Annotated in this window: 11 protein-coding genes; 8 read left to right on the forward strand and 3 right to left on the reverse strand. The window is 66.3% G+C overall.

Features of this window, described 5'->3' with window-relative positions:
- The first annotated feature begins 1 nt into the window (after position 1).
- From KIH79_RS03640 to KIH79_RS03655, 4 genes are read left to right on the forward strand one after another with little or no spacing between them, the layout of a single operon-like run.
- Positions 2-871 (forward strand): ABC transporter ATP-binding protein, encoded by an 870-nt coding sequence (locus KIH79_RS03640; protein ID WP_219058160.1) that lies wholly within the window; start codon positions 2-4, stop codon positions 869-871.
- Positions 868-1704: an ABC transporter ATP-binding protein gene (locus KIH79_RS03645; RefSeq protein WP_219058161.1), complete on the forward strand. Its 837-nt coding sequence runs from the start codon at positions 868-870 to the stop codon at positions 1702-1704. The genes KIH79_RS03640 and KIH79_RS03645 overlap by 4 nt, the downstream gene beginning before the upstream one ends.
- A 58-nt stretch (positions 1705-1762) precedes the next feature.
- The gene (locus tag KIH79_RS03650) at positions 1763-3373 is read left to right on the forward strand and encodes a DUF4127 family protein (RefSeq protein WP_219058174.1); all 1611 of its coding nucleotides are present in this window, start codon (positions 1763-1765) and stop codon (positions 3371-3373) included.
- On the forward strand, positions 3363-4220 hold the full coding sequence (locus KIH79_RS03655) for a serine hydrolase (protein ID WP_219058162.1): 858 nt from the start codon (positions 3363-3365) through the stop codon (positions 4218-4220). Before KIH79_RS03650 ends, KIH79_RS03655 begins: the two co-directional genes overlap by 11 nt.
- A gap of 53 nt (positions 4221-4273) precedes the next feature.
- On the opposite strand, the gene KIH79_RS03660 is transcribed toward KIH79_RS03655, so the two are convergent.
- From KIH79_RS03660 to KIH79_RS03670, 3 genes are all read right to left on the reverse strand, one after another.
- Positions 4274-4981, reverse strand: coding sequence for a type 1 glutamine amidotransferase (locus tag KIH79_RS03660; protein WP_219058163.1), 708 nt, complete (start codon positions 4979-4981; stop codon positions 4274-4276).
- A gap of 127 nt (positions 4982-5108) precedes the next feature.
- Entirely contained in the window at positions 5109-6920 is a 1812-nt protein-coding gene (locus tag KIH79_RS03665; protein WP_219058164.1) for a serine hydrolase domain-containing protein, read from the reverse strand.
- Positions 6921-6953: 33 nt separating this feature from the next.
- Positions 6954-7913, reverse strand: a complete 960-nt coding sequence (locus KIH79_RS03670) for an aminodeoxychorismate lyase (RefSeq protein WP_219058165.1) — start codon at positions 7911-7913, stop codon at positions 6954-6956.
- A 240-nt stretch (positions 7914-8153) separates the two neighbouring features.
- Between KIH79_RS03670 and KIH79_RS03675 the strand changes: the two genes are divergently transcribed.
- The 4 genes from KIH79_RS03675 to KIH79_RS03690 all read left to right on the forward strand — a co-directional run bounded on the left by KIH79_RS03675 (position 8154) and on the right by KIH79_RS03690 (position 13509).
- Positions 8154-8996 (forward strand): putative hydro-lyase, encoded by an 843-nt coding sequence (locus KIH79_RS03675; RefSeq protein ID WP_219058166.1) that lies wholly within the window; start codon positions 8154-8156, stop codon positions 8994-8996.
- A gap of 179 nt (positions 8997-9175) precedes the next feature.
- Positions 9176-9934, forward strand: coding sequence for a LamB/YcsF family protein (locus tag KIH79_RS03680; protein WP_219058167.1), 759 nt, complete (start codon positions 9176-9178; stop codon positions 9932-9934).
- Between the two features lie 42 nt (positions 9935-9976).
- Complete coding sequence (locus tag KIH79_RS03685; protein WP_219058175.1) at positions 9977-11722, forward strand: 5-oxoprolinase subunit B/C family protein; 1746 nt, start codon at positions 9977-9979, stop codon at positions 11720-11722.
- A complete protein-coding gene (locus KIH79_RS03690) occupies positions 11716-13509 on the forward strand; it encodes an acetyl/propionyl/methylcrotonyl-CoA carboxylase subunit alpha (protein ID WP_236023576.1) in 1794 nt (597 codons plus the stop codon). Before KIH79_RS03685 ends, KIH79_RS03690 begins: the two co-directional genes overlap by 7 nt.
- The last annotated feature ends 329 nt before the right edge of the window (positions 13510-13838 follow it).

The raw sequence follows: 13838 nt of genomic DNA on the forward strand, positions 1-13838 counted from the left end.
AATGGTCATGAACAACAAAGCCATGAATACCGGCAGCAACGCCGGCCCCGCGCTGGCAGACGGTTCCTCCAGCGTGGAAGCCGGAGCGTACGGACTGGACATCGAAAACCTTGACATGACGCTCAACGGCAAGCACCTGCTCAACAAGGTGTGCCTGCACGTCGAACCGGGCAAGGTGACCGGACTTGCCGGCGAATCCGGCTCCGGCAAGTCGCTGACGAGCCTGTCGGTGCTCAAACTGTTCCCCGACGACGCCAAGGTGACCGGCCGCATCATGTACAAGGGCCGTAATCTGCTGGATCTGTCCGAGCACAGCATCAACGGCATCCGTGGCCGCGAAATCGCCCTCGTATTTCAGGATCCGACGGCCAGCCTGCATCCGATGATCTCCATCCAAGGCCAGATGACCGATCACATGCGCCACCATCTGGGCCTGTCGAAAAAGGATGCGATAGCCAAAGCCGAACACCTGCTTGCCATGGTGCACATTCCCGACCCGGTGGGTGCGCTGAAGAAATATCCTCACCAGTTCAGCGGCGGCCAGCTCCAGCGCATCGCCATCGCCATGGCCATGGCCTGCGATCCGACCATACTGATCGCCGACGAACCGACCACGGCGCTTGACGTGACCGTGCAGGCCGAAATCCTTCACCTGCTGCGCGAACTGTGCGACAAATTCGGACTGACGCTCATTCTCGTCACCCATGATCTCGGCGTCATGTCGGCGCTGGCGGACAACATCGCCGTCATGAAGGCAGGCGAGATCGTCGAATACGGCACGCGGCACGACATCATCACCGATCCGAAGAACCCGTACACGAAGAGCCTCATCGACGCGCTGCCGATGAACATGATGAAACGAGGCGCATGATGGTCGACACGACATCGCAGAACGCAACGGCAACGTCGCAGAACACGAGGAAGGGCGAAGGACTCATCCTCAACAACGTGACCGTCCAGTACCGCACGGCCGGCGTCACCTCGACCGCACTGCACGGCATCAACATGTCGGTTCATCCGGGCGAAGTCGTGGGCCTTGTCGGCGAATCCGGATGCGGCAAATCCACCACGGCGAAGGCGATCTGCGGACTCGTGCCAGTCACCGACGGGGAGGTGCGTTATGAGGGCGTGGCCGTCGACCCGCTTGGATTCCGCAAAAGGCCGAAAACGCTGCAACGCATCCAGATGGTGTTCCAAAACCCGTATGCGTCGCTCAACCCCCGACGCAAGATCAAGGCGCAGCTCGAAGACGCGCGGGCCATCAACGAAGGCACGGCCCCAAGCGTCGACGAACTGCTGGATCTGGTCGAGCTGCCCCGCGAATCGGCCAACCTGTATCCTCGCCAGTTCAGCGGCGGACAGCGTCAGCGCATCGCCATCGCGCGCGCCATGGCCACAGGACCGTCCCTGCTCATCGGCGACGAGCCGATCGCCTCGCTCGACGCGTCATTGCAGTCAAAAGTGGCCATGCTGATGAAGAAGGTCACTCGTGAATCGGGCGCCGCCATGCTGTTCATCAGCCATGATCTGTCGGTGGTGCGGCTGATCGTCGACCGCCTGTACGTCATGCATGAGGGTCGCATTGTGGAGGAGGGCGAGACCGAAGAGGTCTGGAACCATCCCAAGAACCGCTATACCCAGCGATTGCTGGCATCCATCCCCATTCCGGACGGTTCCGGCACGCTGCCGACCGTGCTTGAATAAGGCTGATCGGATATCGAATAACGGATGGCGACATATCGGTGGCGACGGAGAGGAGCGGATGGTGACGTGCGTGTTCCTGCTGCCGTTGGACGAGCGCCCCTGCAACGCGCGATATCCGGAGATGATCGCACGGTCCGGCGGCATTGATCTTGTCGGGCCGAGCGCATCCATGCTCGGCAGCAAGAAAACCCCGGCCGACGCGGAACGGATCGAATCGCTGTTGCTCGAACAGGCCGCGAACTGTGATGTCGCGGTCGTTTCGATCGACATGCTCGTATACGGCGGGCTGGTGCCCTCTCGCATACACCATATCGGACTGGACTCGCTGATACGCCGGCTGTCGGTCTTGCGCCGGCTCAAACGCATCAATCCCAATCTGCTGGTCTTCGCGTCGGCGACCGTCATGCGCGCCCCGTCCTACGACAGCGACGACGAAGAACCGAACTACTACGCCCGATACGGATCCGACCTGTTTCGCCGTGCCTACCTGCTCGACATGAACCGTCGCAACGGGTTGGACAAAGACCGGCGGGTCGAACTGGACCGGCTCGAGGCCGGTCGCATTCCCGAATCCGTCATCCGCGACTACGAGGATCGCAGGGCGCTCAACCTGACCGTCAACGAAGCCTGTTTGGATCTGGTGAAGGACGGTGTCGTCGACTACTTGGTATTTCCACAGGACGATTCCAGCCCATACGGATACACCGCGGTCGCGCAACGTCGTTTGCGCGCGGCGATTGAGACGCGTTTCGGATCGGTGCCCCGCGGGCGGCGACTCGTGACATCCTATCCCGGATCGGATGAGGTCGGACTGACATTGCTGTCGCGGGCCGTATGCGCGCTGCGGCAGCGAACGCCGTTGATCCGCGCGCATTACTCGTCGAAGCGGGGGCCGCAGATCATTCCGCTCTATGAGGATCGGCCGATGGCGGACACCCTGCGCGCGCATATACAGGCCTGCGGAGGACTCCTGTGCGAAGACGACGAGCCGGACATCGAACTCATGGTCAACTCCCCGAACGCAACCATGCGGGAGGCATCTGAGTCGGAACCACATAATGACCGGGAGCTTACGGCTTTCGAAAACGCCATTTCCCGATACGAACGGGATGGGCGCGCCGTGGCCGTCTGCGACGCCGCATACGCGAACGGCGGCGACCCACAACTGGTGCGGGACCTTGACACGCAGGGCTCATTGGCCCGACTGTCGAGTTATGCCGGTTGGAATACACACGGCAACACGCTTGGAACGGCGTTGGCTCAGGCGATCATTGCCGACGGCGCCCATGTCAAGGCGGACGGGCGCAATCTCGCCCGCCGCGTCATTGAAGACCTGTTGTACCAAACCGAAATCCGGTGGCTTGCAGAACGGGAGGCCGAACGGCACGGAGGCGACTACAGTGACGTGACATCATGCGAGCCCATAATGGGCGAATACGTGCGGCGATCGCTGCAGCAGGCCTATGATCGACTGCATCTGTCCCGGGATCTGCCGTATGCGATACGGAACGTCCGGTTCCCCTGGCACCGGTTGTTCGAGGTGGATTTCGACCTCGTCCTTCGGAACGGGAACGCGGAATCCGGAAAGCGAACGGCAACGGCGATGCCGGCAGCGCAGAATGCCGGTGATGCGAAAGGAGCATGGAATGAGCGGGAATATGACGAATAACGCAACCGCCGATGTCTATCGAACCGCATGGCCAACCGACCTCGACCCGCGCGTGGACTGGTCGGTGATGGTCCGCGACGCGGCGAGCGGGGAGTTGCTGTACGAGCGCACACCGGACCGGGTGCTCAAAACCGCGAGCATCGGCAAGCTGTTTTTGCTCATGGAGGTCATGCGCGCGATCGAAGCGGGCGAACTCGGCCTGCACGAGGTCATCGACCGCGACCGCATGTCGCCAGACGACTTCTGCGAGGACTCGGGCATCCTCTACCTGCTCGACCAGAAAACGCTCACCGTGCACGACCTCGGCTTCCTGATCGGCGCGTTCTCCGACAACTACGCCACGAACCTGCTCATCGAGCGCGTCGGGCTCGACCGCGTGCAGGAATTCGCCAAAGAACAAGGCTTCGAGCATTCCGCGCTGCTCGACTACGTGCGCATGCAGCTGCGTCCCAACGGGCCGGACGACATGTCGTGCGGGTGCGCGCGCGAACTGTGCGACTACATGATGCGGCTCAACGCCGGCACGCTCGTCTCGCCGGCCGCCTCCGCGCAGATCGAGCGCTGGCTCGGCGCCGACACCGACACGTCGATGGCGTCCGGCGCGTTCAACGTGGATCCGCTCGCCCACTGGGAGGCCGGCGACCCGTTCCAGATCCGGCACAAAACCGGCACCGAATCCGACGTGCGCTGCGACGTGGGCATCGCCCGACACGCGCCCAGCGGCCGCACCGTCGCCTACGCGATCCTCGCCAACTGGGACAAGACCCGCCACGGCCGCCTGCGCGACGACGTCCTCGCCGACATGCGCCGCCTCGGCGCGTCCCTGCGGCGCTACATCGAACGGTAGCGGAGAGGAGACAGCTCCGGGCGGGGGGGCCTCCTCCGTCAGCGGCCGAGCACTCAGCGACCGAGCACGATGTCGGCGAAACGGCGGGCGAACAGCTCCGACAGGCGCGTGTTCTCGGCGTCGTAGCGGGAGTTGCGGTCGAGCAGCTCGTTCCACGAGAAGCCGTCGTTCGTCACGTCGCGGATGTCGTCGTCATCCCATGCGGCGAAGTTCGCGGCCGACACCTCCGGATGGAACTGCAGGCCCCACGCGTTCGGCCCGAGCCGGAATCCCTGCACGGGGGAGCGGTCGGAATGGGCGAGCAGCACCGCCTCGACGGGCAGCGACGTGATGTGGTCCACATGGTTCTCCGCCATCGGGAACGTCGGGGGCAGTACCGAAAACAGCGGGTCGTCGGCTGCGGCCGCGTCCAGCGTGATCGGTGTGATGCCGTGCTCCGGCTTGAGCTTGCGATGCTCCACCGTGCCGCCGCCCACGTAGGCGAGCAGCTGTCCGCCCAGGCAGATGCCTAGCATCGGAACATGCTTCTCGAGCGCCTCGCGAGCCAGCGCGCGCGTCGCCGGCAGCCACGGGAACTTCTCGTCCTCGTACGGCAGGGGAGCGCCGCCGAGCACGACGAGCGCCGCGTAGCCGTCCAGCGAGTCCGGCAGCCCGTCGCCGCCGAACTTCACCTCGTAGTCGAGTCCCTGCTCGTTGAACCACGGTCCGAGCCTGCGCAGGCTCGCCTTCTTGGAATGTCCGATGACCAATGCGGTTGGCATGTGTTTCCTTTCGTTGCGTAATGCGCGGTTTGTTGCGTTTTGCATGATGCGCGGATGCGGTGCGGAACGCGCGTGCCGCGGTGGCGCGAGCGTTCCGCCGCGACACGCCGCCGCCGGCTTGCCCGCGTCAGCCCAGGATGCGCGTGGACGGCGTGACGGTGACGATGTCGTCGGTGCGCGGCGCGTCGGCACGCGCGAATTCGAGCGTCTGCACCTGCGGATGTTCCAGCGAATTGAGCTGGATCGTGCAGCGCAGCGGATGATGCGCGCACGCGACGGTCCACGACAGTTGCGCCGGCGAATCGGCGTGCTCGTCGGAGACGGTCACGATGCCGCTGCCGTTGGCGGTGCCGGCTGTCCCGTCGGATGCGACGGACGACGCAGCCGAGCCGCCGACGACCGGCAGGCCGGTCACCGCAAGCAGCTTCGCCAGTTGCGTGCCGCGCTCGCCATACGTCCAGTCCAATGTGACGTTCATGGCGAGCAGGTCCGCGAGCGATGCGATCGACTGTGCGCAGGTCATCGCGTTCGGCAACGCCGCAACGTCACCCGCCTGGCTCAGTCCAGCCAGCATCGCGTTCACCCGACGCTGCGCCTCGCGCGTCTCTGGCCACAGCGGGAAGCTCCAGCCGGCCGCCGGGCCGCCGGAACGCGACGCTTCTTCCAGCATCAGCGACAGCGCGCGGATCGCGAGCACGCTCGGTGTCGCGTACCGTCCGTTGGCCAGCACGACCACGCCAAGGCCGGAATCCAAGTGCCAGCGCATGTTCGAGCCGTACCCGGGGTATCCGCCCGAATGGTAGGCGATATCGCCGAACCGTTCGTCGTGCTTGACGATCAGCCCGTAGCCGTACGCTTCGATCTCGTTGAAATCGCGCCGCGTCAGCCAGCCGCGCGACGAACCGGAACGCAGCACGGGCGGCATCGGCGTGTGCGGCATCTGCATGAGCCGACGGTATCGCCGCGGCAGCACCTCGTCGCCGAGCGCGTCGGCCGCGGCCGCGCCGTCGGCGACGTTCGCGCCGGAACCGTCTGCGGAACGGGCGTCGCCGGAACCGCTCGCGCTGCACGGCGACGGCTCGAATCCGCGCGCCAACCACGCATCCCATGCGGCCACGTCGTGCACGGAACTGATCACGCCGCCGATCACGCTGAACGCGCCCGGATCGGCGAACGCTTCCGGCGCCCATGTCCCGCCGCCCGCATCACCGTTTGGATCGAGATGGTATCCGCGGCACAGCCGGTCGGCCGGCACGTCGCGCCAGTCGTACGTCGTTTCCGAAAGCCCCAGCGGTTCGAGCAGATGCGTGCGCACGTAATCGGGCACGTCCATGCCGCTCGCGTTGCGGATCACCTCGCCGATCGCCGCATAGCCGATGTTCGAATACTCGTACCGTTCGCCGGGCGAATAGATCGACTTGAGCCGCTGCGACAGCAATGCCTGCAGTTCCGCGCGGCTGATCGACTCCTGCCGGTCGGCCCACGCGTCGTCGGTCGCCAGCCCGCAGCTCATCACGAGCAGGTCGTGCACGGTGATCGGGAACGAATCACGGTCGTACGGCACGACGTTCGCCAGCTGCGGCACGATGTCCGCGGCGGGCGCGTGCAGGTCGACCTTGCCCTGCCAGGCGAGCTGCATGACGGCCGCGGCCGCGAAGCTTTTCGACATGGACGCGATGCGGAAGCGCGTGTGCTCGTCCAATTCCAGTGTTTCGTCCGGCCTGTCGAGCCGCGCGGCCGAGCCGCCGTGACCGGACAGGATCAGCCCGTTGCGGTCGAAGACGCCGTAGACGTAGGCGGGCGCCTTGCGTTCGGTGACGAGCGCGTGGAAGATGCGGTCGATTTCGGCGACGGTCGCCTCGTCGGGAACATACGCGTGTTCGGGCGCATGCCCGGAAACGCACGGTTGGGACGGTTGCGACGGTTGAGTCAGCGTCACGATGATGCTCCAATCGATGCCGGATGGGCGTGCTCAGAACTCGTAGTCGCCGGACGGGCCGATCGTCAGCGCCAGCTCGCGTGTGCGGCCGGTGTGCATCGCGTCGTTGACGGCCTCGACCATCGGCATGTCCACCGCGTACGCCTTGCCGTCGAGCTCGCGCACCGGGATCACCCAGCCGCCGTGCGTCATGAACAGCGCGTCGGCCTCGCGCAGTTCGGCCAGCGGCAGCTTCTTGTATGCGGTCTTCTTGCCCTCCTGCAGCGCCCAGGCGAACATTTCGCGCTGCGACGTGCCATTGAGGATGCCGATGCGCGGGTCGGGGGTCACGAACGTGTCGCCGTACTGCGCCACGATCGACGAGTTCGGGCATTCGAGCGTGAACCCGTCGGTGGTGTACTGGATCGAGTCGCCGATGCCGCGGCGGCCGCACAGGCGGTGCTCCGATTGGCTGATCGCGTAGCTGAGCGTCTTCGCGCCGTTGAGCAGCCACGGCGCCTTCGCGGTCACGTCCGACGCGTAGCCGCGCGACAGGGAGATCATGGTCAGCGGGGTCAGCTCGTGCAGCAGGCCCTTGCCGTCAAGGAAGATCCACACGCTCGGCAGATGGCTCTTGTTCGCGCCCACGCCGGTGGTCGGATCGAAGCCGCGCGAGACGAGGATGCGCAGCATCGGGCCGGGTTCCGGGTCGTCGTACGCGTCGATGACCTTCTGCACGGCCGCGGTGAACGCGTCCACGTTCGGCTCGGGCAGGTCGGTCATGGCCGCGGACGTGACGAGGCGGCGCAGATGGTTCTCGAGCGAGACGGGGAAGCCCTTCCACACGGTCGTCGCCTCGAAGATGCCGTCGCCGCGCAGCACGCTCAGGTCGAACACGGACACGTGCGGCGCCTCCGGGTCGACGAGTTCGATCGTCTCGTTCGGGTCGAATGCGGTGCCCTTGGGTGCGAACAGCAGCGACGAATTGCCGATTCCCAACACGATTCCAGTCATGACGCTCCCTTTCCTGTGACTCCTGTAACGGTCAACGGTTCTTCAACCTAGTCCCCGCGTGTTATGCCCGCGCGAAAAGCCCGATATCTGGCGGTAACGTGGACGACACAATGGGAAGTGCCGGTCGTGTTGCCGTCGTGTTAACACGAGCGGCGCGAGTGCGTAATAGAGGTTTAATCTGCGGTGCCTAGCGTGTCGTTGCGTTGATGATCGACGTGAGGATGTGCCGGCGCCGCTTGCATGGCGACGGCGCGTGCAGAGAGGGGAATGGCGATGACGATGGACGGAACGGCCGACGCATTGGACGAGAACACGACGCCTGCCGCCGCGCGCGAGGCGTTTCGCGGCGGCGTGGTGCGGCCGACGTGCGGTATCTCGAAGGGCTATGCGCAGGCGAACATGATCGCCCTGCCGCGCGAGTACGCGTACGATTTCCTGCTGTTCGCGCAGCGCAACCCGAAGCCGTGCCCGATTCTCGACGTGCTCGACGCCGGCTCCCCGTTCCCGTCCATCGCCGCCGGGTCCGACGTGCGCACCGACATTCCGCTCTACCGCGTGTGGGAGAACGGCAAGCTGGTCGACACGCTGCCGGACATCACCGATGTCTGGGCGAAGCACGACGATCTGGTCACGTTCCTGATCGGCTGCAGCTTCACGTTCGAATTCCCGCTCATGGAAGCCGGCATTCCCGTCCGCCACATTCTTGCCGGACGCAACGTGCCGATGTACGACACGTCGATCAAGTGCCGCCCGGCCGGCCGGTTCAGCGCGAACATGGTCGTCTCGATGCGCGGCGTGCAGCCGGATCAGGTGGCCGATGCGGTGCGGATTTCCGCCCGCTATCCGAGCGTGCACGGCGCGCCGGTGTGCGTCGGATCGCCCGAATCGATCGGCGTCACGGACGTCATGCGCCCCGACTACGGCGACGCGCCGGTACTTGAGAACGGCGACGTTCCCGTGTTCTGGGCGTGCGGCGTCACCCCGCAGGCCGCGGTCATGGCCTCCAAGCCGACGTTCGCGATCACGCACGCGCCGGGACACATGTTCATCAGCGACGTGCCCGACCGCACGTACATGGTGTGAGTTTTTCTTGGCTCCCCTTGCTAAGGGACTTGCTAGGGGAGCTGTCACGAAGTGACCGAGGGGCAGTGCAAGCCATCGCCGACTATGACCGGTGAACACGGTGAGCATATCGGCGTAATAGTGCGAAACAACACGTGAAACAACGGTCCATGCGACCGGGACGAAAGGACGAACCAACGATGCGCATCGATCTGAACAGCGACATGGGCGAAAGCTACGGCCGGTGGACGCTCGGCGACGACCACGCCCTGCTCGACGTGGTCTCCAGCGCGAACGTCGCCTGCGGATTCCACGCGGGCGACCCGGCCGGCATCCTGAAAACGCTCGCAAACGCGGCGGAAAACGGCGTGTGCGTCGGCGCGCACGTCGCCTACCACGATCTGGCCGGCTTCGGCCGCCGCTTCGTCGACGAGCAGCCGGCCGATCTCAAGGCCGACGTCATGTACCAGCTCGCCGCGCTCGAAGGGCTCGCCGCCAGCGTCGGCACGCACGTTTCGTACGTCAAGCCGCACGGCGCGCTGTACAACCGCATCGTGCACGACGAACGCCATGCGCGGGCCGTGGTGGATGCGATCGTTGCGATCGATCCGTCGCTTGGTCTGCTCACCCTGCCCGGTTCCGTGGTCGGCGAGATCGCCGCCGCGGCCGGACTGCGCGTGTTCCGCGAGGCGTTCGCCGACCGCGCGTACATGCCCGACGGCACGCTCGTGCCGCGCACGCAGCCCGGCGCGGTGATCAGCGACGTGGACGCGGTCGCCGCGCGCGTCTCTCGCATGGCGTCGGCCGGCGAAGTAGTTGCGATCGATGGCAGTGTGATTCCGGTCGCCGCCGACTCGGTGTGCGTGCACGGCGACAGTCCGAGCGCCGTCGCGATGGCCCGTGCGATCCGCGCTCGGCTCGACGCCGACGGGTTCGACGTGCGGGCGTTCGCGAAGTGATTGCGAAGTGATTGCGGAGTGACGATGATGCGATTTCTGCCGATGAGCCGGGCTGCGCTGCTGGTCGAACTCGATGGTTTGGACGCGGCCATGTCCCTGTATGCCGCGATCGAGGCGCGGCGTGCGGCCGCCGGGGTCATGCCTGCCGGAAACGTGGTTGACGGGGGAGTGGTCGCCGGAGAAGCGCATGTGGCGGTTGCCGCCGTGGATGATCCGTTCGCCGGTGTGACCGAAGTGGTGCCGGCCGCGCGGACCGTGCTCGTACGATTCGACCCGCTGTTCACGGATCGTGACGAACTGGCTGCGGCATTGCGCGGGCTGGACCTGACCGGACATGTCGAACATCTCGTGAAAACGGTGACCGTGCCGGTGGCGTATGACGGCGAGGATCTGGACGCGGTCGCCGACCTGCTTGGCGTGAGCGCGCAGGAGATCGTCGCCCGACATTCGTCGCACGCGTGGACGGCCGCGTTCGGCGGATTCGCGCCCGGATTCACGTACCTGACCGGCGGCGACCCGATCTTCGACGTGCCGAGGCGCGCGAACCCGCGCCTTGCCGTGCCGGCCGGCGCGGTCGGCCTCGCCGGCACGTTCAGCGGCGTGTATCCCCGCCCCAGTTCCGGCGGATGGCAGCTCATCGGCACGACCGATGTGCCCATGTGGGACGATCATCGTGAACCCCCCGCCCTCATCCAGCCCGGCGACACCGTGCGTTTCGAGCCGGTGCGCAATACGACCACCGTCGTAACGCCAACTCGTGAAACAATTTGTGAAACGTTAGATGATAGTATGGCCGCCGACCTGACGATCGACGATCCGGGCATGTTCGCCGCGTTCGAGGACGACGGCCGACGCGCGGCCACGATGGGCGTGACCGGTTCCGGCGCGGCCGATCCCGGCGCGTTCCATCTGGCGAACGCGCTCGTCGGCAACCCCGCAGGCACGCCGGCGATCGAAACCGCCGGCGGCGGACTGCGCCTGACCGTCCACCGCGCGCTCGTGCTCGCCGTCACCGGTGCCCCGACCGACATCACCGTCATCGGCGAACACGGACGCACCCGCATCGCGCGGCAGGAAGCGTTCCTGATGCAACCCGGCGAACGGCTCGAACTCGGCTTCCCGGAACAGGGCTTCCGCAACTACATCGCCGTCCAAGGCGGCTTCGACGTGCCCCGCGTCCTCGGCAGCGCCTCCGCCGACACCCTCTCCGGGCTCGGCCCGGCCCCGCTCAAGCCCAACATGCCGCTTGCCGTTGTGGCGGCCGCGACAAACGTCCCTCAAGCCCCCTCTGACGAGGGGGCTGTCGGCGGAGCCGACTGGGGGAGAGAACAGCCTGCCTGCCTCGGAGCCGTATCGTCCCCCGTGCCCACCGTCGGCCAGCCGCAGCCGTGGCCGTCCGATCTGCCCGCGACCGGTACAACCGTCACACTCGACGTGACGCTCGGTCCGCGCGACGACTGGTTCACCGCACAGGGCATCACCGACTTCCTCGATCAGGAATGGACCGTCACCCCGCAATCCAACCGCGTCGGCCTGCGCCTGCACGGCGAGCGCGCGCTGGAACGCCGCGACACGCGCGAACTCGCCAGCGAAGGCATGATTCCCGGCGCGATCGAAATCCCGTCCAACGGGCAACCCGTCCTGTTCCTGCGCGACCAGCCCGTCACCGGCGGCTATCCGATCATCGCGGTCCTCACCAAACCCGCGCTCGCGCGCGCCGGACAGCTTCCGCCCGGCGCGCGCGTTCGCTTCCATATCAAGAATCACGGCAAGGAATCATCATGCTGAACCGAATCCTCATCGCCAACCGCGGCGAAATCGCGGTCCGCATCATCCACGCCTGCCACGACACCGGACGCACGGCCATCGCCGTCTACGCCGACGCCGACGCGAACGCGCTGTTCGTGCAGCTCGCCGACGAAGCGTACCCGCTCGAGGGTGCCACGCCGGCCCAAACCTATCTCGACATCGACAAGATCGTCGCCGCGGCCAAACGCGCGCATGCCGACGCCGTCCATCCCGGCTACGGGTTCCTGTCGGAAAACGCGGACTTCGCGCAGGCCGTCATCGACGCGGGACTGACGTGGATCGGGCCGGACCCCGAGACGATCCGCACGCTCGGCGACAAGGTCGCGGCCCGGCGCATCGCCGCCGAAGTCGGCGCACCCATGGCCCCCGGCACCGTCGCGCCCGTGCACGATCCGAAGGAAGTCGTGCGGTTCGCCCGCGAACACGGCCTGCCGCTCGCCATCAAAGCAGTGCACGGCGGCGGCGGACGCGGCCTCAAGGTCGTGCGCCGGCTCGAAGACGTCGAAGAGGCGTTCCTGTCCGCCACGCACGAGGCCGAAGTCGCGTTCGGCAACGGCGACTGCTTCCTCGAACGCTTCCTCGACCGCCCGCGCCACGTCGAAGTGCAGATCCTCGCCGACACGCATGGCAACGTCGTCGCCGTCGGCACGCGCGACTGCTCGCTGCAGCGGCGCAACCAGAAGCTCATCGAAGAGGCGCCCGCGCCGTTCCTGCCGGCAGCCATCACCGACCATCTCAAGCAGACCGCGGTCGCGATCTGCCGCAAGGCCGGCTACGTGAGCGCCGGCACGGTCGAATTCCTCGTCGCCGAGGACGGCACCATGTCGTTCATGGAAGTCAACACGCGCATCCAAGTCGAGCATCCGGTCACCGAACTGACCACCGGCATCGACCTGGTCGCCGAGCAGCTGCGCATCGCGGAAGGGGAGTCCATCGCCGGACTCGAACCGCAAGCGCACGGCCACGCGATCGAATTCCGCATCAACGCGGAGGATCCGTCCCGCGGATTCGTGCCGTTCCCCGGCCATATCGGCGTTCTGCGCGCGCCCAGCGGCCCCGGCGTCCGCTTCGACACGGGCGTCGCCGCCGGTTCGGACATCCCCGACCAGTTCGACTCCATGCTCGCCAAGCTCGTCGTGTACGCGCCCACGCGCGAGGCGTGCATCCGCCGCGCCCGCCGCGCGCTCGCCGAACTGAAGATCGAGGGCGTGCCCACCGTCGTCCCGTTCGACAAGGCCGTGCTCGCCGACCCCGACTTCTCGTCCGCTGACCATCTCGGCGTGTACACGCGCTGGATCGAGGAGACGTTCCTGCCGCGCGTGAACCCGGCCACGCTGGTCGAAGGCGACGGCTCGTCCGGCTCGTCCGGTCCGTCCGATTCGCCCGTTGCATACGATCGCGCCGCCGGCGACGAGCCCATGCGACGCATGTGGATCGAGCTCGACGGTCGACGCGTGCGGCTCGGCCTGCCCGCGTCGTTCGCGGTCGCCACGTCCGGCGGCAGTGCGACGACCGACGGCACGACCGGCGACGATACGTCCGCGCCCGATCCGAACGCCGTCGCGTCGACGATCACCGGCACGTTCGTGCGATGGCTGGCCGACGACGGCGCGACCGTGGCCGAAGGCGACCCGGTCGCCGTGGTCGAGGCGATGAAGATGGAAACGCAGATCCCCGCGCCGCACGCCGGCACGCTGCATACGATCGCCGCCATCGGCGACGCCGTACGCTACGGCCAGCCCATCGGCACGGTCGATCCGGCATAAACGGCTCTTCGCATTGTGGCGTGCATGAGCTGTGCTGTGATTGTGTGGACCAAGGTGTCGGAATCGCGCTATCGCGCGATGCTGTGTTGTCAGCGGCAGCGGCAGCTGCCGCGCCGGCAAGTGTCCAACGCTTGTGACGCTGGCGGTAGCCTCGGCCCCTCGGCTGGGAGCTGTCACGCAAAACGTGACTGGGGGAGCGTCACGGCACGTTAGTGCCGCCAACCGGCACAGCGTCGCGCAAAGCGCGATTCCGATGCGACGGATTGGTCATATTGTGCAGGACCTGTTGTGCTGCGTGTCATGCTTTGTGTAGAACGGCATGGGATCGA

The sequence above is a fragment of the Bifidobacterium miconis genome, assembly GCF_019331735.1.
GTDB classification, from domain to species: domain Bacteria; phylum Actinomycetota; class Actinomycetes; order Actinomycetales; family Bifidobacteriaceae; genus Bifidobacterium; species Bifidobacterium miconis.